The following is a 20569-nucleotide window of genomic DNA, read 5'->3' on the forward strand; positions in this document are numbered from 1 at the left end:
AAAAATTAAGCACTCTAGGTGGTGATCTTTTTGATATCTAAATCATTAGAAACAGCAGAAACGCTAAATGCCATTTTAAAGGCGATTGATGAAGGAATCCATGTTGTGGATGCAGATGGAATTACGATTTTTTATAATTCAGTGGCGGCATCATTAGATGGATTAACAACAGATGAAGTTCATCATCATCATGTACTTGATGCGTTTCCCTCTCTAACAAAGGAAACAAGCACGCTTTTGAAGGTAATTGAAACAGGTAAACCCATCTATAATGAACATCAATCCTACACGAATCGCAAAGGTAAACAGATCGACACGGTGAATTCTACGCTGCCAATTTGGTTGAATGAAGAACTGATCGGGGCTGTAGAAGTAGCGAAGGATTTTTCAAAAATTAAAGTTCTTTCTGAACAATTGATCGATCTGCAAAAAAAGATGAAAGTTAAGAAAAAAACAAATAAGGAACAACCTTTTGCTGCTTATCACTTCACTGATATTATCACGGATGATTCCGAACTAAAAGAGATTAAATGCCAATGTAACCAAGCTTCTCAAACCAACTCGCCTATCATGTTATATGGAGAAACGGGAACAGGTAAAGAGATGTTTGTTCAAGCGATACACAATTCTTCTAGACGTGCTTCAAATCCGTTCGTCGTTCAAAACTGTGCCGCGATTCCGGGACCACTACTTGAAGGGATATTATTCGGAACAACAAAAGGCAGTTTTACTGGTGCCATCGATCGGCCAGGAGTGTTCGAATTAGCAGATGGAGGCACACTTTTTTTAGATGAACTTAATTCGATGCCTGTTGAACTGCAAGCGAAACTATTAAGAGTCGTTCAAGAAGGTGTTGTAGAACGCATAGGAAGTCATGTTTCAAGAAGTGTTGATGTTAGGATCATTTCTGCTTTAAACGAACGGCCAGATGTGTGTATGGAAACAGGAAAGTTGCGAAGAGATCTTTTTTATCGATTAAATGTAGTTTATTTTGAACTACCACCGCTGAGGGAAAGAAAAAGGGATATTGCATTTTTAGTTAAACATTTTGTAGACTATTTTAATCATACATTTGGAAAAAAGGTACGAGGATTTACTTCAGAAGCTGAATCGTTCATACACCATTATTCCTGGCCAGGCAATGTCCGAGAACTCAAGCATGCGATCGAGCACTGTATGAATTTTGCAGAAGATTATTCTTTGATTGATTCTTCCTTACTTCCAAAACATATAACAAATTATGATGAGAATGGACCTACAGTTAAAAAAGAATTATCAAACATACCTTCATTGAGACAGGCACTAGGAGTTTATGAAAAACAAATCATTGAGATGGCATTGCAACATACTTCTGGTAATATTCTTCAAGCTGCAAAAATTTTAGGAGTACCTAGGCAAACCCTGCAATATAAAATAAAACAAAAATGAACTGCCGGATTTTCGGCAGTTCATTTTTGTTTTATTCCTATCCATTTAAGGCCCACATTGTATGAAGCATGCATAAACTATAGTATAAATCGTTATATTCTGAAATTTCTGCAATTTGGCACGTTTCTTGCATGAATAAACAGTGTAGAAATAAAGGAGGTCATTAGAATGCCTGTAGTGAATGGATTGTTCAAACCAAAGAAACATTGGAGTGAATTTGAATTATGGAAAGATGTCACAGAAGAGCAATGGAATGATTGGCTGTGGCAGCTTACTAACACCATCAGAAATTTAAAGGATCTTAAAAGCATCATTAACTTGACACCTGAAGAAGAAGAAGGCGTTAAAATTTCCACGATGACGATACCGTTAAACATTACACCTTATTATGCATGGCTCATGGATCAAGATGATCCTAGATGTCCGATTCGCATGCAGTCCGTTCCGATTGGTAAGGAAATCTTAAAAACGAAATACGACTTAGAAGACCCTTTACACGAAGATGAAGATTCTCCTGTTCCAGGGCTAACGCATCGCTATCCAGATCGTGTTCTTTTTCTTGTAACGAATCAGTGCTCCATGTATTGCCGTTATTGTACGAGAAGACGTTTTTCTGGGCAGATCGGTATGGGTGTACCAAAGAAACAATTGGATGCAGCCATTAATTATATTCGAAACAATCCACAAGTTAGGGATTGTTTGATCTCAGGCGGTGACGGGTTATTAATTAATGACAACATCTTAGAATATATATTAAAGAACTTAAGAGAGATACCTCATCTTGAGATCATTCGGATTGGAACACGTGCTCCAGTCGTTTTCCCGCAAAGAATTACAGAAAACCTATGCAATATTTTAAAAAAATATCACCCAGTTTGGTTGAACACGCATTTCAACACTTCGATCGAGATTACAGAAGAATCTAAAAAAGCGTGTGAGATGCTAGCGAATGCCGGGGTTCCGGTAGGTAATCAATCTGTTATTCTTGCAGGAATCAATGATAGTGTCCCAATTATGAAAAAGCTGATGCATGATTTAGTGAAAATTAGAGTAAGACCATATTATATCTACCAATGTGATCTATCTGAGGGTATCGGACATTTCCGGGCACCTGTTTCAAAAGGTTTGGAGATTATTGAAGGTTTACGCGGTCATACGTCTGGTTATGCTGTTCCAACGTTTGTGGTAGATGCACCTGGAGGCGGAGGGAAGATAGCTGTACAGCCAAATTATCTTATATCTCAATCACCAGAAAAGGTAGTGCTTCGTAACTTTGAGGGAGTTATTACTTCTTATCCCGAGCCTCAAAACTATCAAGCTGGTAGAGCGGATGCTTATTTCAATGAAGTGATGGGAACAGATCATATCAAACCAGCGATCGGTGTTTCAGCACTCATGAGCGATGAAGCGTTCAACCTTGTACCAAAAGGATTAAAACGCCTTGAAAGAAGAGAAGATTATGATACGAATCCTGAGCATAGTTCATTAAAAGACAAACGTGATAAACGTGATGAATTGAAAGAGAAAAAATATAAGTTTGAGCAAACAAAAGACGAAGGAATTTCAGCGACTCCTGAAGAACAAAGAAATGCATAGAGAGGAGGATCACATGAAGTGCTTATGGTGTGAGAGTGAAGAAGCAGAGCAGGCAGGATTGACAGGGTATTGGGAACTGCCGGATGGTTCAAGAGCGGTTCAAATAACAGTAATCCCTTCTGTATCCTGTTCTTCTTGCGGTATGGAGTATCAAGAAGATCATATTGTAGATGAGATTGAAGATCAACTCATGTTAATAGATACAAAGAAGATAGATTCTACTATTTCCTATACAGAATTAATGAGCATACCGAGGTTTTTAAAGAAAAATTATTTTAAGTTGTAACATCAGTAGAGTAAGGAAATATCTTTTTTATATGGTTGTTTTCGCAAACTTTGTTGCTATTGGAAGTGTTGCTTTCCGTTTCAGGCTGCTCGCTTTCCACGGAGCAGGCGGTGAGCCACATTCGAATGTTTCACATTTAAGTGTCTCACCTGCCCGCCTGTCCCGTAGGAGTCTCGCACCTTCCACTCCAATCAACTGTCAAAGGTGACAAGGAGTTAAAAGCAACAATCTTTTAGAAAAGAGCGTTCTCAATAAAATTAATATTTAAAAGCTGCTTGCTAAACTTTCTGAGAGAGACAGTGAAAATAGCTATAAATAAAGATATTTCCTTTTAACCTTCATGAGGAAGGAGCCTTTTTTATGAGAAAATCACATCTCATCAAACCGGTTCTAGGAAGCGAATATGCTGTTATCAGTCATGGTAAAGGAATCTATTTATACGATAAAAATGGTAAACAATATATTGATGGGTCGTCAGGTGCGATCACATGTAATATCGGTCACGGTGTTCATGAAGTTGCAGAAGCGATGTGGAATCAAGCAAATCATGTATCATTCGTGTACCGTTCGCAGTTTACGAGTGATGCAGCTGAGCATCTAGCAGAAAAAATAGCACATTATGCTCCAGGAGATTTAAATTCGGTGTTCTTTGTAAATAGTGGATCAGAAGCAACCGAGACAGCACTTAAGGTTGCTATTCAGTATTTTCAAGAACAAGGAAACATGACGAAAACAAAAGTCATTTCCCGATGGACCAGTTATCATGGAATCACATTAGGCGCATTGTCAATGTCCGGTCATAAGTTAAGGCGACAACGGTTCACCTCATTACTTGAAGATTTTCCTGCTGCTCACCCACCTTATTGTTATCAGTGCCCATTAAAAGAGACATACCCTGGTTGCGGTGTAAAGTGTGCAGATGACTTAGAGGCTTCTATTCAAGCGATAGGGCCAGATCAAATCGCTGCATTTATAGCAGAACCTATCATCGGTGCTTCAGGAGGAGCTATAGTACCACCAGACGAATACTTTGGAAAGGTAAGAGAGATCTGTGATAAATATAATATTTTATTTATAGCAGATGAAGTGATGACAGGTATGGGCCGTACAGGAAAAATGTTCGCAATGGATCATTGGAATGTAACTCCTGACATTATTGCGATAGGTAAAGGCATGAGTGCAGGCTATACACCGATGGCGGCAACCATCGTGTCAGATCGGATTATGAACGTCATCGAATCGGGAAGCAAAGTTATTATGAGCGGACACACGTTTAGCGCAAATCCACAATCAGCTGCGGTTTGCCTTGCTGTTATCGATTACATGGAAAGAAATAAACTCCAGGAAAATGCCGAAGCTATGGGCCAGTATCTGATGAATCATCTGCAGCGTCTTCAGTGGAAGTATCCGTTAATTGGTGATGTAAGAGGCAAGGGTTTATTATGTGGCATGGAATTTGTTAAGGATCCGATCACAAGAGAACCTTTTGAGATCACTTCAAAAGTTACAGACCGGTTGTTATCCATCTGTTTTGACAACGGACTCCTCGTTTACCCGGCAGTAGGGGGAGTAACTGGGTTTTCAGGAGACTCTATCTTAATCTCCCCACCATTGAACGTTACGAAGGAACAGATCACAGATATTATGGATATCCTAGATCTATCCATCGGTGAACTGACCAAAGAGCTTATTACAGAAGGTTTATATATTACTGAAGCGACCAGTTGAAAGAGGTGTTGTGAATGGCCAAAGGTGTAGATAAACAAATTACACTTGAAAGTGCTTCTGCCTATTTTCATAATGGCATGTCACTGATGGTCGGCGGTTTTGGAGGAGTAGGTGCTCCTCCAACACTTGTTAATCTGATACTAGAAAAGAATATTAACGATATTTTTCTTATTAGTAATGATACGGGTTTCCCTTGGATTGGACCCGGTAAGCTGATCACGGAAAAAAGGGTGAAGAGATTAATCGCCTCTCATATAGGCTCAAATCCTGAAGCGGGTAAACAAATGCAAGAAGGTATGTTAGAAGTGGAATTTGTTCCGCAGGGCACTCTCGCTGAAAAAATACGAGCTGGTGGTATGGGGCTTGGCGGTATATTAGTCGATGTTGGTCTAGGAACGGTTGTTGAAGCGAACAAAGAGAAAGTCATCGTGAAAAACAAAGAATATATGATCGAACCCGCTCTAACGGCTGATGTGGCGATCGTATATGCTAAAAAAGCAGATCGGTATGGAAACCTTATCTATGATAAGAGTGCTAGAAATACGAATCCACTCGTGGCTACTGCAGGACAGATAACGATCGCAGAAGTAGAAGAGATCGTGCCGGTAGGCTCTCTTGACCCGGAAGAGATCGTTACGCCAGGTGTCTTTATTGACCATATTATTCAGAGTAAAGGAGTGGACTGGAAATGGGTCTGGGAGTTGAAACAAGGCACAGGATCGCAAGAAGGGCAGCCCTCGAAATAAGTAATGGAATGATCGTTAATCTTGGCATCGGTATTCCCACTCTCGTTGCAGATTATATTGAAGACGACCTACATATTATGCTGCACACGGAGAACGGTATTTTAGGTATGGGTGGGTCACCACAAGCTGGCAGCGAGGATGGTAATTTATCCAATGCAGGTGGATATCCAGTTTCCATTCAGCCAGGCGCCTCTTATTTTGATAGCGCTACTGCGTTTGGAATCATTAGAAAAGGATTGCTTGATGTAACGATACTCGGAGCACTAGAAGTGAGTGAACGTGGTGATATAGCTAATTGGATCGTACCAGGAAAGCGGGTTCCTGGAATGGGTGGAGCGATCGATCTTGCCCAAAAAGCAAAGAAAGTTATCATTTTAATGAACCACACCGATAAGTACGGAAATCCTAAGATTGTGAGAAACTGTTCTCTTCCTCTTACTGTAAAGGAAGGCGCAGACATGATAATTACAGAAAAAGCAGTTTTTCATTGTGAAGGTGGAAAGCTATTCCTTCGTGAGATCATGAGTCCTTATACGGTAGAGGATGTTATTCAAACAACAGGTGCTTCTATCGTTGTAGATGAACATATTTCTGTTTTCCAATGAAAAGTAAGGGAGGTAAAACATGTTAGTTAAAGAAAAACTCTCAAACTGGTTGATGAACGAGCAAGAAAACGCCGTTCATTTTTTACAAAAAACGGTTCAAGAAGCGAGCACGACTGGAAATGAAACAGGCGTACAAAAATTGATAGCCAAAAAACTCGAGGAAATTGGACTCGAGGTTGATATGTGGTATCCGGATGGTGAAGAGTTAGCGAAACATCCTAATTTTTGTGCGAGCCGGACAGATTTCAGTACAAGTCCTAATGTTGTTGGGATATGGCGGGGAAAAGGAACCGGCCGTTCACTCGTTCTAAACGGTCATGTTGATGTCGTCCCAGCAGGTGATCCCAACCAATGGAACGACCATCCTTATAGTGGAAAAATAATAGATGGGAAACTTTACGGCAGAGGATCAACAGATATGAAAGGTGGAAACCTCTCCCTATTACTAGCCATTCAAGCACTTAAGGAAACTGGTGTTCAATTACAAGGCGATTTATTCTTTCATAGTGTAATAGAAGAAGAGAGCGGAGGAGCAGGAACACTCGCTGCGGTTCTACGTGGGTACAAAGCAGATGCGGCTATTATTCCTGAACCTACGAATATGAAGATCTTTCCTGCTCAGCAAGGTTCTATGTGGTTCCGGCTAACCATAAAAGGAAAAGCGGCACACGGCGGAACTCGTTATGAAGGAGTTAGTGCTATCGAAAAAGCGGTAGTCGTACTAGATGCTATTAAACAATTGGAAATCATCAGAAATGATAGAGTGACAGATCCTCTATACAAGGATATTCCTATTCCCGTCCCGATCAATGTAGGGAAGATCTCAGGAGGTAACTGGCCATCATCCGTTCCAGATACAGTTGAAGTTGAAGGAAGGATTGGCGTTGCTCCTAATGAAACATTGGAAGAAGTAAAAAACGAACTTCAGAGCTATCTATCCAATCTTTCTGATCCGTGGCTAGAAGAGCATAAGATCTCTGTAGAATGGTTTGGGGCACAGTGGCTGCCAGGATTGATTGAAACTCAACATCCACTCATGAACATACTCTCCAAGAATTTTGAAGATGTAGTTGGAAATCAACCCATCATCGAAGCGTCTCCATGGGGAACGGATGGTGGCTTGTTATCTCATGTCGGCGATACTCCGGCAATCGTATTCGGTCCAGGAGTTACAGGGGTCGCACATTATCCGAACGAATATATTGAAATTACAAAGATCATGAAAGCTGCTGAAATAATAGCTTTAACGATCTATGACTGGTGTGGAGGCGAGAATGGATGAAGAAATCAGAAGAGTTATTAAAAAGAAAAGAATTAAACGTCCCAAGAGGCCCTTTTAATACGGTCTTAAATTTTGTGGATCATGCTAGTGGAAGTACGATGGTTGATGTTGACGGAAACGAATATATTGATTTTGCTGGTGCGATCGGAACGTTAAACGTTGGTCATTGTCCGCCTAGAGTAGTGAATGCATTAAAAAAACAAATAGAAAAATACATCCATCCATGTTTTCACGTGATGATGTACGAACCTTACGTTCAGCTAGCAGAAAAACTAAACGAAATCACACCAGGAGACCATCATAAAAAAACGTTCTTTTTGAACAGTGGTGCAGAAGCTGTAGAAAACGCGGTTAAAATCGCTAGAAAATTTACCGGCAGAAAAGCCATCATCTCATTTGAAAGAGGATTTCACGGCAGGACGTTGCTCGCTATGTCTTTAACAAGCAAAGTAAAACCATACAAGTTTGAGTTTGGACCATTTGCGCCAGAAACGTATAAGATGCCATATCCTTATTATTACCGAGAGGATCGTAATGTTGAGGAAACCGATAAAGCGATCTTGAAGAAATTTGAAGACTTCTTCTTAGGAGAGGTTCCACCTGAGGAAATTGCAGCGATCATCTTTGAACCCGTTCAAGGTGAGGGAGGATTCGTTATCCCTTCTAAAACGTTCGTTAAAGGTCTTCGCGAGATTTGTGATAAATACAATATCCTGTTAATCGCTGATGAGATACAGACTGGCTTTGGCCGTACAGGAAAAATGTTTGCGATGGAACATTTTGAAGTTGTTCCAGATCTCATGACCCTGTCAAAATCGATAGCGGCCGGCCTGCCAATCTCAGCTGTAACAGGCAGAGCAGAAATCATGGATGCACCAGCGCCAGGTGAGATCGGAGGTACCTATGGAGGAAGTCCGTTAGGTTGTGTTGCGGCAATTGAGGTCATCTCAATGATTGAAGAAGAAGGGTTGTTAACAAGAGCAAATCAGATTGGTGAAATAATCACCAATACCTTTTCAAAATGGAGAGATCAATACGAATTTATCGGTGATGTCAGAGGTATAGGAGCCATGTGTGCGCTCGAGATCGTGAAAGATAAAGATACGAAAACACCAGATCCTGATCGAGCTAAAAAAATCATTGCACTTTGTAACCAAAATGGTGTCGCCATTATGGGGGCTGGCCTTTACAGTAACGTTATCCGTATTCTCTCTCCACTCGTAATCTCTGATGAACAGCTTCTTAAAGGTTTGAACGTGATTGAGAAACAGCTCGCGAAAGTAAGTGAAATGGTATCGTCATAAATACGGATTGTAACCTCGTCTTTTTTAGACGAGGTTACTTTATTATTTCAAGCTTTTTTCAAATTAATGGATATTAACAGAATGAAGATTCGGAAAATTATGCTAATATGATGGTATAGATACTAAAGGGGCTGTACGATTTGCAAATCATAAAAAAATTGATGATTGGTTCTGTCTTAATTGGAGGATTCGTTGTTTATACACAGTACGAAAAAAGTGCTGAACCAACTTGGACAGTAAATAAGGAACAATTTTCGGTCGTGAACTCATTCAAAGATGGAATGAAAAGAGAATACATCAAGTTCAATGAATTAGAGATGATAGATAAATACGGTTTTCTTAAAGACGTAAGTAAGACAGTGACGCTAAAAGAATCGTATCGAACGTTAAAGATCGAAAAGATTTGGAACATGCATGGTCGCATGTATCTAGTATACAGTGTGGATGTAAAAGAGAGAGATAAGGATGAGTATCATATTCCGCGGCTCTCTGTTAAAAACATGCTGTTTCAAACAAAAGAAGGTAAGGAGCTCGTCCTCAAGGCTGGTGAAGAGATGGGTCAGCCAGGTACAAGGGACGAAGGATTTGTTTATAAGCATCGTTTATACCGTTCCATGATGTTGATGCCCAGTATGTTCGATTCTTCAGAGAACGATTGGTCAATTGTATCAAAAGCTAATGTCGTTCGGCTAAAGGACCTTACGATCTCTTCTAAAAACAATGGGGTAGACTCGATTGAGGATATTGCGTTGAAGGTGCCTTCAGAAGATCCATATACAAAAGTATTGAAAAGTGAGCCGATCGATCAAACGTTTACATATGGAGATAACAAAAAAGTAAAAATCAAATCCATTGATGCCCTACTTTATGAACAAAGACTTAGCATAGAAATCCCTAATGATGATAGTTTAATCGGATTTGCTAGCAAAGACAATAAATTACAAGACCAACCTTTGACATATGGGATTTTAGGTACGAATCAAAAAGGATATTATATTCCCCTTTTTGATATGTATGGCGATGTTAATAAGGTAAAAGAAAATAATATAACGTTTACTAATTCTGTGCATAAAGATTCTCGTTCTTTCTCATGGACAATTCCAAAAAATGATATCCAAACGTTTTTATCGAATACAGATCAGCCAGTTGTAAAGAACCAAGAAATTTTTAATATGCGTGATACGATAATTCGCTATGAAGGGATGACTATGTTTGAAGGGAGCCCCAGAATTAAGTTGAGCATAATAACGGACTCTAATCAACAACTAAACCTTCTGGGATTGGATCCTGAACATTATTATAATGATAAAGCCGTACCTGACGATTATGAAAGGGTGTATAAAAACAATATCATCTCAATCTCAGATGAGAAGAAAACGAGAATCAATAACTTTGAAGTACATAGTTCAGAAGAAGAAAATAAAGCCACCTACTATATAACGTTTTATAACAAAGAAGAGATGGAAAAAGGTGAGATGAAACCAATCTTAATTCCTCAGAGTGACTTGACGATCACTTTATCAAATCTCTCTTATATAAAGCCACTTAAAAAACCGGTGGACATTAAGTATAAGAACATCAAGATCATGAACTGATCAAACGATGAATGTGGTAAAGGAGTTATGTTACTTTGGGCACAAAGCGAAATAAGATTATCATTGGAATTTTGTTGTTAGTTGGATTTGTAATATACACGCAATTTGAAAAAAGCGCTGAGCCGACGTGGAAAGTTAACGATGAAAATTTTGTTTTGATGAAAGACTGGGAAGAATTAATGGATATGGAGAAATCAAAATTCAGCGATCTTAAGTTTGCTGATCGCTTTAAGTTATTAAAAAACAGTCAGATTTCTATACCGTTAGCAAATAATCAGCGAAAGTTTCAAGTCGAGAGAACATATAATTTCGGGCAGCAGCTGTACATTCTTTATAGTGTAGACCTTGTAGAACGAGATAAAGTAGAGGGGGATATTCCTCGAATGTCGTTCAATCAGGTAGAGATTACATCTAAGAAGGGAAAAACTTTTCATTTTCCTATAGATATCTATGAAGGAGAAGGGTCCATCGGTGGTGTTGTCCACAAACATAAATTATACCGGTCCATGATGATACATATCCAATACGATAACATTGAAACGGATGAAGCGTGGAAAGAAGTCTTTAGCAGTGAAAAAGTTAAGCTACTTAACCCAACATTCACTTCGAACAAAGGAAAGACGAAAATCGATAACTTAACTTTTACAGTTAAGCCTCATAATGTTTTTGAAGCACCGCCTGTTCTTGCTACAGCGACGATTGACAAATCCTTAGTGCTTTTCAATGATAAAAAGATTCATTTAGAGAAGTTCGAAGTCTATCAAATGGGATCTAGAATCAAGTTGAATTCAAAGATTGATAAGAATCTTGTTTCTCTATTTGGAACCATTGAAAATGGACAGAGTAATTACACGTTACATACAGATATCACAGAAAATGAGGATTCAGATTACTATATGGAAACGTATTCAGCTCTAGATGAACTTCTTAATATGAACAAATCAGATCCTTTGAAGTTGTCGTTTACACACTCTATTCATAGAACGGATAAATCGTACGCATTTTCGGTATCTAAACAAGATCTAGAGCAGTTTGCAAGCAATCCTGAAAAAGATATTAAGAAAAATGAAGTGATCGCTGACGACACTGATTTTAAAGTGGTTTACAGAGGAATTGAAAATGATGTTTCCAATAACGAAAAAGGAATTCGGTTTTCTATAGAAAGCAAAGTAGAGAATGTAGGACACGACGAATATCTTTATTTTCAACCCAACTATAATGAGAATAGGACCCAAAACGAAGAACGTTTTATGAATAATCTCGTCACGATTAAGAATTCATCAGGAGAAACTCTACAAAATTTCGATGTGATGCAAACATACGACAGTGAACAGTCTGGTTTTTTATTATTTTTTCATGAAGGACTGCCAAAGGATAACATCACCATTACATTCTCAAAATTAACACAAGTATACCCTCTTAAGGAAAAAGTGGTGGTTCCTTTAAAACTTCCATCAGTAAATTAGAACTAGAAAAAAGACTGCCGAAATATTGAACGGCAGTCTTTTTTCTATGCTCTTGGATTACTTTGAGCACGTTTAATATACATCTCTTCTTCTCCTACAATTCCACATGCGCCGCACTGAATCAATCGTTCTGATCCCTTGTACGGAAGATGAAACATATCTAACTCACCGTCTTCATATTGCTGAACAACATCTCCAGTGGATGGATCTAGCTTAACACCTACAGGATTTTGTTCGATCACGTTAAAACGCGTTCTGTTCGTCTTGCAGTTTGGACATAAATAAGGATTTGCCATTTTTAAGAAACCCTCCTTTTTAATCTTAAGTTAACCCCTTCTAGGAAAAATTATGTAAGTTATATTTTTAATTACTTTAGCCATAGTAAGAAAAAGGAGGGATATATTATGGGTAAACAGAAAAAAGCTAACGCTAATGCACAACGCAATAACAACGTGAAAGAAAATGGTGCAGAAAACCAAACTGAATTTGCATCATATGCAGAGATGGAAGTTGAAAAGATGCATCACGGCAAGAAAACAAAATGATTTTACATCTTAAGAAACTGGTAGTATAATAAAATTCTGCGATGTTCGTGGCTTTTCCATGTCTTTAACCTATGTGCTAATGATGGGAATCCAATATGATCTGTCAGACAGTCAAGCCTTGCATTCGACTTGGAAGGCTGTAACGGCAGCTGCGGATACCCACCTGAGAGATCAGGTTCCAAAGGCATATAAAGTCACGGCAGAGCGGATTTTACTTAAACGACAACAAGCGCATTTTACATCACATGTAAAATGCGCTTTTTTCATAACATATTACTACCGGGGGATAAAAAGAAGATGGAAAAGAAAGAAGTATTACTTTTAATCGATGGATTTAATCTGCTGAGCAGATGTTATTTTGCAACAGCTTATGGAAAAGAAATGCATGATCTGCCTAGAAATTCTAAGGGTCAGTTTACGAATGCGATTCGAGTAACCATTCAGAAACTGCTTATGCTCGTTCGTGATCATGAGCCATCTCATATTGTAGTTGCTTGGGATGTTAAACGTGATGAAACACTCAGAAGAGAAAAATTTGCTGATTACAAGGGTACAAGAAACGAGTTGCCTGAACCGCTTATCCAGCAATTTGAGACGCTCGTTCAACTTTTTGATAACATCGGAATTACACAACTTACGATTCCTAGATATGAAGCGGATGATATTATCGGAACACTCGCACATCGCTGGCGAAATGAACGCGACGGAGAGTGTATCATCTACAGCAACGACCGAGATCTTTTGCAGCTTCTTTGTGAGAAGACTTCACAGCTTATTACAGTAAAAAGAGACGAGTTAAAGTATACGTTAGATCACTTTCAGGAAGAGTATGGAATTACGCCTGCTCAGTGGATTGATGTGAAAGCACTATTAGGTGATAAGAGTGATAATATTCCTGGAGTAGCGGGAGTTGGTGATAAAGCCGCACTTCCGCTCATACAGCAATATGGTGCAGTAGAATCCATCTATGAAAATTTTGAGAATCTAGATCCTAGATACAAAAGGTATTTGAAAAAACTTGAAGCAGGACGGGAGATGGCTGTTCTAAGTAAAGATCTATGTACGATTTTTACAGATGTTCCTGATGTGATTGACAGAGATCTAGAAGAATGTCGATATATTTTAAACAAGCAGATTGTCCGAAGCGCTTTAGAAGAATTAGAGATTCAAATAAGAGTGGGTTAAGTAAGATCCCACTCTTTTTGTTTGCGTTTTATGAAATTCTTATTGAACCGTATTTCAGATAAAATCATACCAAGTAAAATCAACCCGCAACCAAATAATGATTTTGAACCAAGTCGTTCGTGGAGCATAATGTAAGCAGTGAGTGCCGCAAAAACAGGTTCCATCGCAAAAATCAAAGCGACTCTAGCAGGCGTTGTAAACGATTGAAAGTGTGTTTGAGCCAAAAAAGCTAGAGCAGTTGCAAAGAATGAGGTGATTAGTAGAGCACTGAACACTTCCGTCTGCAGAACCAACCGTGCTGAGAACATCTGCTGCCAATCTTCTATCATGATTGCAGTTATAAAACTAAATACAGCAACGGTCACAAGTTGGATAATAGTTAGACAAATAGCGTTGTATGATGAAGCAAACTTTCCTGTGAACACGATATGAAGAGCAAATGAAATAGCACATAATAGTACATAACCATCGCCAGTGTTCAACGAGAGGCTTTTGTGGATCGTTAATAAATATAAACCGAGTACAGCTAATAGAGAGCTAATCCCTACTTGCCAATTCAGTTTGTTTTTTAACAATAAATAGCTGAACAAAGGTACCAAGACAACACTTAATCCTGTTATAAACCCAGCTTTCGAAGACGTGGTATATAACAATCCGACGGTCTGAAATCCGTACCCTAAAAATAGCCAAAAGCCAAGTGTGATACCGCTGATCCATATACTTCTGTCTGTAAAATGACTGAGTGACGAACGATTAAACAAGAAGATAATTAGCAATAATGTTATAGCGGCAATGGAAAAACGCACGCTGTTAAATGAATAAGGTTCTAAAAACGCGATTGCTTTTTGGACGATTACGAAAGTTGAACCCCAGATCAAGGCTACAAGAAGTAAATTGAAGTCAGCAAACCAAGTCTTCTTAAGCATCAGAAGGTCTCTTGTTTAATTGAATCGCTTGTCGTGCAAGTTCATCTGCAATCTTATTCTGTTTTGAAGGAATCCACTTAATGAAAAATAGATCAAGTTGCTCGGAAAGATGAAGAGCTTCTTCTAAAAGTTTTGTGTATCGCTTATCTTTGGCATATCTTTTATCCACAGCGCTTTCAACAGCTTGTGAATCTGTACGGAACGATACGATATTCCAATTATTTTCAATACATAATTCCAACCCATGAATAAGTGCTCTAAATTCCGCTTCATGGTTACTCATCGTGCCGATCGGAAAACGATACGAATGCGTAGTTCCGTTTCCAACTTTCACATATACGCCAGCTCCTGAAAGTCCAGGATCACCTGCACTTGCACCATCGATGTATACTTCTATCAATTCTGTCTCTCCTCTATATGAATATATTCGTATTATAAAGGACTTTATCAAAAACAAAAAGGAGATTACTATGAACTTCTCAATAGAGTATATGTATAAGCACCCAAAATCACCATTTAAGGTTCGATTTGTTTCTGATCCTATGTCGTTAACAGAAGCACTTTTTACGGCAACTGATATGGAGAAGACTGGAAGATTATCAGAAATAGTCTTTATCGATACAAAAGGTGTAACGTGGACGAAGAAAGAACTGACTAAATTAACACAAGTGAAAAAAGAAGAACCAAAAGATATTTCCATTTATTTTGATGGAGGTTTCAAGTCAGAGACGGGAACAAGTGGTCAAGGTATTATTATTCATTTCTCTCAAAACGGTATAACCTATCGTATTAAAAAGAACGCAAGTCTAACCAATATTGAATCGAATAATGAATCAGAGTATGCCGCTTTATGGATCGCTGTAAAAGAACTTGAAGAACTTGGCGTCCAATATGAAGAGGTTAGAATTCAAGGAGATTCAAAGGTTGTTATCGAGCAGCTAAAAGGTGAATGGCCTTGTTATGAAATGAACCTCCAGAACTGGGCAGACAAAATCGAAACACTATTTAAGAAACTTCAGATCGAACCTGTTTATGAATGGGTGGCTAGAAACAAGAACAAAGACGCTGATCATCTCGTAACACAAGCATTAAACGGAAAAATCATAAAGGCTAAGAAAGAAGTCATTGATAATTCCTGAATATAACTGGTACAATTTACTAGAATCTTTTGATTTTGGGGTTGAGATAAACATGAATGAGAACGTTCTAGACGACTATATAGCATTATTATCTTCAAAAGGGTTTCGTCTAAGTGATGGAGACCTTCATTTTGTGGATTTCGGGAGACATTACACAGACGCAAGTGAACCTCAAGTAAAAATAGCATTAGAAGTTACTTTAATTAAACAGTTGTCGTTTGACGGAAGTTACTTTATTGCCGTATTAGAGTCTTTAGTTAAGGAAAATATCACCTCAAAGCAAAAAGCGTATGAACTACTAGAGCGGCTACAAACCAACAACGAAAGAATACATTCTTGTACAGTGGGGTAAACATGAAAGAGAAAATGATCGAACAAACAGAGGCGTTTGTAAAAGATAAGTTAAGAAACGAGAGCAGTGGACATGATTGGTATCATATCTATCGTGTTAAGAATCTGTCTCAGAACATTGCTGAAAAAGAAGGTGCAGATCACTTTGTATGTGTGATGGCTGCACTCTTACATGATATAGCAGATGAAAAAATTGCAGGAACTGAAGAAGAAGGTCTAAAAGAAGTGAAACAATGGTTAGAATCCATTTCCGTGGAAAAAGCATACATCACGCATATTATGACAATCATCTCTACGATGTCATTTAAAGGCGGTAGTGGAAAAGAGATGGAATCGATTGAGGGTAAGGTCGTACAGGATGCCGACCGCTTAGACGCGATTGGAGCGATCGGAATCGGTAGAACATTCGCTTATTCTGGAGCGAAGGGACAGTTGATGTATGATCCTGAGATACCTGTTCGAGAAACGATGACCAAAGAGCAATATCGCAATGAAAGAAGTACAGCTATTAATCACTTCTACGAAAAGTTGTTAAAATTAAAGCATGGGATGAATACTCCTTATGCAAAAAAACTAGCAGATGACCGGCATGCCTTTCTAGAAAACTTTCTAGAGCAGTTTCTTGAAGAGTGGGAAGGCAAAAAGTGAGTAAGTAAGTTTTCTATGAAAATGGTTGATTTCCGCTCCGATCAACTTTCATAGGAAGAGAATATTAACATTCAAAATCAACAATCTTAGTTTAGGTTGTCCTTTTATAGTGAATGATCTGTATTAAAAAAAGGCCAAAATAATGGCCTTTTTTAGTTATTTAGAATGTAGACTAACACTCTTCTGCTGGTCGTGGCCCAGCGTCTAATCCTTCTGATGTTACTGTAAGAACAGGATTGATCGATGCATCTTCACTCACACAAATCTGGCAAGATAATCTTACATTACCAGATAGACCCTTCGTAGCGATAATATTCGCTTCATTCTCACCGATCGGTCCTAGATCTCCTGACAATACTTCCACTCGGCATGTTGTACATTTCGCTTTGCCTCCACAACGGTGAAGGATATCAATTCCGTTGTCTTCCAGTGCATTTACAAGTTTTTTTCCATTCTCAATCTCATATGTACCAAATCCACGCACATCAATTTTTGCCATTTTACCTGCCTCCTTAAAATTAACACTTAGTATTTCTTTCCATTCTTATTATACGATAACCTCTTACCAAGTAAACTACAGGATTAAAAGTTGTAATAGAAAAACTAATCGCATCACATACTTGTTTCATATACAATAGAAAGTGGAGTCAATTACATATGATGGAGGGTTAAATCAACATGCTAGAAAAGGTTTCGTTCAAAAGTGATATCGAGATTGCCCAATCAGCTAAAATGCTGCGAATCGAAGAAATTGTAGGACAACTAGGAATTGAAGAAGATGATTGGGAACCTTATGGAAGATACAAAGGAAAGCTATCATTAGATCTGTTTCAAAAACTTCAGAATGTTGAAGATGGAAAAGTAGTCTTGGTAACAGCAATTAGTCCAACACCAGCTGGAGAAGGAAAGTCAACGGTAACTGTGGGACTTGGACAAGCACTCAATCGTGTTGGAAAGAAAACGATTATCGCTTTACGTGAACCATCGCTTGGCCCTAGCATGGGTATTAAAGGTGGTGCAGCAGGTGGAGGGTACTCTCAAGTGATGCCGATGGAAGATATTAATCTTCACTTCACAGGAGACTTGCATGCCATAACAACTGCTAATAACGCATTAGCAGCATTGATCGATAACCATATTCACCAAGGAAATGAATTGAACATAGATCCGCGCCGAATCGTTTGGAAGCGTGCATTAGATATGAATGATCGGGCATTAAGAAAGATCGTCATCGGCTTAGGTGGACCCGTTCAAGGGGTTCCCCGAGAGGACGGATTCGACATTACGGTAGCATCAGAAGTGATGGCGATCTTCTGTTTGGCAAACGACCTAGAAGATTTGAAAATGAGACTTTCTAAGATGGTAGTGGCGTTTGATTACGACAATCAACCCATTACCGCTGGACATCTGAATGCTCATGGCGCACTAACATTGCTTTTAAAAGATGCAATTCGACCAAATATCGTACAAACATTAGAAAACACGCCAGCACTTGTACATGGTGGTCCTTTCGCAAACATTGCTCATGGCTGTAACAGTGTCATCGCGACAAAATTGGCTTCTAGGCTCGGTGAGATGGTAGTAACAGAAGCTGGATTCGGTGCTGATCTTGGAGCTGAGAAGTTCTTAGATATTAAAGCACGATATGCTGGTATCAATCCAAGTGCAGTTGTTATTGTTGCTACAGTAAGAGCACTTAAGATGCATGGAGGTCTTGCAAAAGAATATTTGAAGAACCCGGACTTAGATGCTCTTCAAAAAGGGATGCCAAACCTCGAGAAACATTTAGAAACGTTGAAAGAATTTGGGGTACCTGTTGTTGTTGCGATCAACAAATTTGTGACGGACACGGAGGAAGAGGTTGCTTTCATAAAAGATTGGTGCAATAGAAAAGGTATTGCTGCCGAAGAAGCTGATGTTTGGGCTAAAGGTGGACAAGGTGGAGAAGCTTTGGCGAGTAGAGTATTAGAAACCATTGAAACAGAAGAGAATAACTATAAACCTCTTTATGAACTGAACGCTTCTTTACAAGAAAAGATAGAGACGATCTGTAAAAAAGTATATGGTGCAGGTGAAGTACAGTTCTCACCAAAAGCTGTAAAACAAATGAAGCAGTATACTGATTTCGGGTGGGATCAATTGCCGGTTTGTATGGCTAAGACTCAATATTCCTTCTCAGATGATCCAAAAAAGCTCGGCCGTCCAGAAAACTTTACGATTACGATAAGAGAACTAAAACCTTCGATCGGAGCAGGGTTTATCGTTGCTCTAACAGGTGATGTTATGACGATGCCAGGACTGCCTAAAGTTCCAGCGGCAAACAACATGGATGTATCAGAAGATGGGAAAGCAGTAGGACTATTTTAAGAAATAGTGTAAAGTATCTTTATAAACTGCTATACTTCTGTAGGAGGGATGCATATGAAACCATTACAACTTTCAGCTGATACTGCAGTGAAATTAGCAAAAGAGCTAAACGTACCACTCGAACAGTTGATGCATATGCCTCAGCATATTTTAGTAAAAAAGCTGATGGAATTGGAAGCATCCAAAGAAAATAAGGATGAATAATTAAGAACAAGAAGGCGAAAACCTACTATGTAGGTTTTTTCTTTTTTACATCTATCTATTAAAAAGGTTGTTTTCTAAAGGATTGTTGCTTTTAAATCACTATGTTCATTCGCTTCAATGAGAAGTTGGTTGGAGAGCAAGGTACGAGACTCTCGGCTAGGACAAGCTGGCAGTTTAAAAAGTGGAAGTGGCTTGTTCAGCCCCGACAAGCAACTATCAAAAGCAACAATGAATTCGAAAACAGCCATTAAAAAAGGAATGAAATTATGGAAACAAAAAAACCTGGTTTAGTGTATACACTTAAAGTTGTTAGAGTTTCTGATCTAGGCTATGTTTTAGATCTTGAAGACGGCAAAGAAGTGCTTTTACATCGGGCTGAAGCAAAGAGCAAACATGAAGAAGGAAGCATGGTAGAAGTCTTTTTATATCAAGATCATGAAGGAAGACTTGCTGCGACCGAAACCATTCCAAAAGTGCGTCTTGATTCATTAGCTTGGCTAGAAGTAGCAGGTGTGAATAGAAAGTTAGGTGTATTTCTTCATATCGGCATTAAAAAAGATATTCTTTTATCTAAAGACGACCTTCCTGAATCGTGGGATGAATGGCCACATCTTGGGGACCGTCTATATTCAGGTATGAAATTAGATAAAAAAGGTCGTATCTTTGCTGACTTAGCTACAGAAGAAGAGATGGTAGAACAAGCAGAAGCTGCAACAGAAGAAATGTTCAATCAACAAACCTCAGGCTATGTTTACAAGATTAATGAAGCGGGGGTACTCCTGTTTACTGAGTCAGGGCACATCGGATTCATTCATAACGATGAGTTAAAGGTGAAGCCCCGTCTTGGGCAGAAGCTCGGAGCTCGTGTAGCATTCGTTAGAGAAGATGGAAGAATAAACTTATCGATGAGAGCAAGAAAAGAGATTGCGTACAGTGAGGATTCTGAACGCATCTATCAATATTTAAGAGAAAATAAAGGGCAGATGCCTCTCACAGATAAGTCATCTCCAGAAGAGATCAAAGAGACTTTTCAGATGAGTAAAGCTGCATTTAAACGAGCTCTTGGTAAACTTATGAAAGAAGAAAAGATCGTTCAAGAAGACGGAAAGACGTTTCTACAAATTTAATGAAAAGAACCTGATGCGAAATGAAGTGACCCCTAAAAGTT

Annotated in this window: 22 protein-coding genes and 1 other RNA gene; 19 read left to right on the forward strand and 4 right to left on the reverse strand. The window is 38.8% G+C overall.

Annotation, left to right across the window (positions count from 1 at the left end; all coding sequences use genetic code 11):
* The first annotated feature begins 21 nt into the window (after window positions 1-21).
* From P4V41_RS19755 to P4V41_RS19800, 10 genes are all read left to right on the forward strand, one after another.
* Window positions 22-1428, forward strand: a complete 1407-nt coding sequence (locus P4V41_RS19755; RefSeq protein WP_419181338.1) for a sigma-54 interaction domain-containing protein — start codon at window positions 22-24, stop codon at window positions 1426-1428.
* A gap of 168 nt (window positions 1429-1596) precedes the next feature.
* Entirely contained in the window at window positions 1597-3024 is a 1428-nt protein-coding gene (gene ablA, locus P4V41_RS19760; RefSeq protein WP_328086837.1) for a lysine 2,3-aminomutase, read from the forward strand.
* Window positions 3025-3037: 13 nt separating this feature from the next.
* Window positions 3038-3310: a YokU family protein gene (locus tag P4V41_RS19765; RefSeq protein WP_328086838.1), complete on the forward strand. Its 273-nt coding sequence runs from the start codon at window positions 3038-3040 to the stop codon at window positions 3308-3310.
* Between the two features lie 360 nt (window positions 3311-3670).
* The gene (locus tag P4V41_RS19770; protein WP_328086839.1) at window positions 3671-5038 is read left to right on the forward strand and encodes an aspartate aminotransferase family protein; all 1368 of its coding nucleotides are present in this window, start codon (window positions 3671-3673) and stop codon (window positions 5036-5038) included.
* Window positions 5039-5052: 14 nt separating this feature from the next.
* A complete protein-coding gene (locus tag P4V41_RS19775; RefSeq protein WP_328086840.1) occupies window positions 5053-5784 on the forward strand; it encodes a CoA transferase subunit A in 732 nt (243 codons plus the stop codon).
* Window positions 5727-6389: a 3-oxoacid CoA-transferase subunit B gene (locus P4V41_RS19780; RefSeq protein ID WP_328086841.1), complete on the forward strand. Its 663-nt coding sequence runs from the start codon at window positions 5727-5729 to the stop codon at window positions 6387-6389. Before P4V41_RS19775 ends, P4V41_RS19780 begins: the two co-directional genes overlap by 58 nt.
* 19 nt (window positions 6390-6408) lie before the next feature.
* Window positions 6409-7671: a peptidase gene (locus P4V41_RS19785; protein ID WP_328086842.1), complete on the forward strand. Its 1263-nt coding sequence runs from the start codon at window positions 6409-6411 to the stop codon at window positions 7669-7671.
* Window positions 7668-8975: a 4-aminobutyrate--2-oxoglutarate transaminase gene (gene gabT / locus P4V41_RS19790; protein ID WP_328086843.1), complete on the forward strand. Its 1308-nt coding sequence runs from the start codon at window positions 7668-7670 to the stop codon at window positions 8973-8975. Before P4V41_RS19785 ends, gabT begins: the two co-directional genes overlap by 4 nt.
* Before the next feature lie 140 nt (window positions 8976-9115).
* Window positions 9116-10570: a hypothetical protein gene (locus P4V41_RS19795; RefSeq protein WP_328086844.1), complete on the forward strand. Its 1455-nt coding sequence runs from the start codon at window positions 9116-9118 to the stop codon at window positions 10568-10570.
* Between the two features lie 35 nt (window positions 10571-10605).
* Window positions 10606-12036 carry a hypothetical protein gene (locus P4V41_RS19800; protein WP_328086845.1) on the forward strand — a complete coding sequence of 477 codons (1431 nt, stop codon included), beginning with the start codon at window positions 10606-10608 and terminating at the stop codon, window positions 12034-12036.
* Window positions 12037-12080: 44 nt separating this feature from the next.
* On the opposite strand, the gene P4V41_RS19805 is transcribed toward P4V41_RS19800, so the two are convergent.
* Window positions 12081-12332, reverse strand: a complete 252-nt coding sequence (locus P4V41_RS19805) for a DNA alkylation repair protein (RefSeq protein WP_328086846.1) — start codon at window positions 12330-12332, stop codon at window positions 12081-12083.
* 108 nt (window positions 12333-12440) lie between these two features.
* On the opposite strand from P4V41_RS19805, the gene P4V41_RS19810 reads away from it, so the two are divergent.
* From P4V41_RS19810 to P4V41_RS19820, 3 genes are all read left to right on the forward strand, one after another.
* Entirely contained in the window at window positions 12441-12581 is a 141-nt protein-coding gene (locus tag P4V41_RS19810) for a hypothetical protein (RefSeq protein ID WP_186320522.1), read from the forward strand.
* A 30-nt stretch (window positions 12582-12611) separates the two neighbouring features.
* Window positions 12612-12796: non-coding RNA, 6S RNA (ssrS, locus tag P4V41_RS19815), on the forward strand.
* A gap of 82 nt (window positions 12797-12878) precedes the next feature.
* Window positions 12879-13766: a 5'-3' exonuclease gene (locus P4V41_RS19820; protein WP_328086847.1), complete on the forward strand. Its 888-nt coding sequence runs from the start codon at window positions 12879-12881 to the stop codon at window positions 13764-13766.
* On the opposite strand, the gene P4V41_RS19825 is transcribed toward P4V41_RS19820, so the two are convergent.
* Both P4V41_RS19825 and P4V41_RS19830 read right to left on the reverse strand, forming a co-directional pair.
* A complete protein-coding gene (locus tag P4V41_RS19825) occupies window positions 13763-14692 on the reverse strand; it encodes a DMT family transporter (protein WP_328086848.1) in 930 nt (309 codons plus the stop codon). The genes P4V41_RS19820 and P4V41_RS19825 overlap by 4 nt on opposite strands.
* Entirely contained in the window at window positions 14685-15092 is a 408-nt protein-coding gene (locus P4V41_RS19830; RefSeq protein WP_328086849.1) for a reverse transcriptase-like protein, read from the reverse strand. The genes P4V41_RS19825 and P4V41_RS19830 overlap by 8 nt, the downstream gene beginning before the upstream one ends.
* Before the next feature lie 70 nt (window positions 15093-15162).
* Between P4V41_RS19830 and P4V41_RS19835 the strand changes: the two genes are divergently transcribed.
* From P4V41_RS19835 to P4V41_RS19845, 3 genes are read left to right on the forward strand one after another with little or no spacing between them, the layout of a single operon-like run.
* The gene (locus P4V41_RS19835; protein WP_328086850.1) at window positions 15163-15831 is read left to right on the forward strand and encodes a reverse transcriptase-like protein; all 669 of its coding nucleotides are present in this window, start codon (window positions 15163-15165) and stop codon (window positions 15829-15831) included.
* Window positions 15832-15883: 52 nt separating this feature from the next.
* Entirely contained in the window at window positions 15884-16183 is a 300-nt protein-coding gene (locus tag P4V41_RS19840; RefSeq protein WP_328086851.1) for a DUF6123 family protein, read from the forward strand.
* 2 nt (window positions 16184-16185) lie between these two features.
* Window positions 16186-16830, forward strand: a complete 645-nt coding sequence (locus P4V41_RS19845; protein WP_328086852.1) for an HD domain-containing protein — start codon at window positions 16186-16188, stop codon at window positions 16828-16830.
* 172 nt (window positions 16831-17002) lie between these two features.
* Here the strand turns inward: P4V41_RS19845 and P4V41_RS19850 are convergent, their stop codons facing one another.
* The gene (locus P4V41_RS19850) at window positions 17003-17329 is read right to left on the reverse strand and encodes a 2Fe-2S iron-sulfur cluster-binding protein (RefSeq protein WP_137789531.1); all 327 of its coding nucleotides are present in this window, start codon (window positions 17327-17329) and stop codon (window positions 17003-17005) included.
* Window positions 17330-17508: 179 nt separating this feature from the next.
* Between P4V41_RS19850 and P4V41_RS19855 the strand changes: the two genes are divergently transcribed.
* The 3 genes from P4V41_RS19855 (at window position 17509) to P4V41_RS19865 (ending at window position 20528) form a co-directional block, all read left to right on the forward strand.
* Window positions 17509-19197, forward strand: a complete 1689-nt coding sequence (locus P4V41_RS19855; protein ID WP_328086853.1) for a formate--tetrahydrofolate ligase — start codon at window positions 17509-17511, stop codon at window positions 19195-19197.
* A gap of 54 nt (window positions 19198-19251) precedes the next feature.
* Window positions 19252-19401 carry a YycC family protein gene (locus tag P4V41_RS19860; protein WP_205726219.1) on the forward strand — a complete coding sequence of 50 codons (150 nt, stop codon included), beginning with the start codon at window positions 19252-19254 and terminating at the stop codon, window positions 19399-19401.
* 266 nt (window positions 19402-19667) lie between these two features.
* Complete coding sequence (locus P4V41_RS19865; RefSeq protein ID WP_328086854.1) at window positions 19668-20528, forward strand: CvfB family protein; 861 nt, start codon at window positions 19668-19670, stop codon at window positions 20526-20528.
* Window positions 20529-20569: the final 41 nt, after the last annotated feature.

The organism is Fictibacillus nanhaiensis (assembly GCF_036213205.1).
GTDB classification, from domain to species: domain Bacteria; phylum Bacillota; class Bacilli; order Bacillales; family Fictibacillaceae; genus Fictibacillus; species Fictibacillus nanhaiensis_E.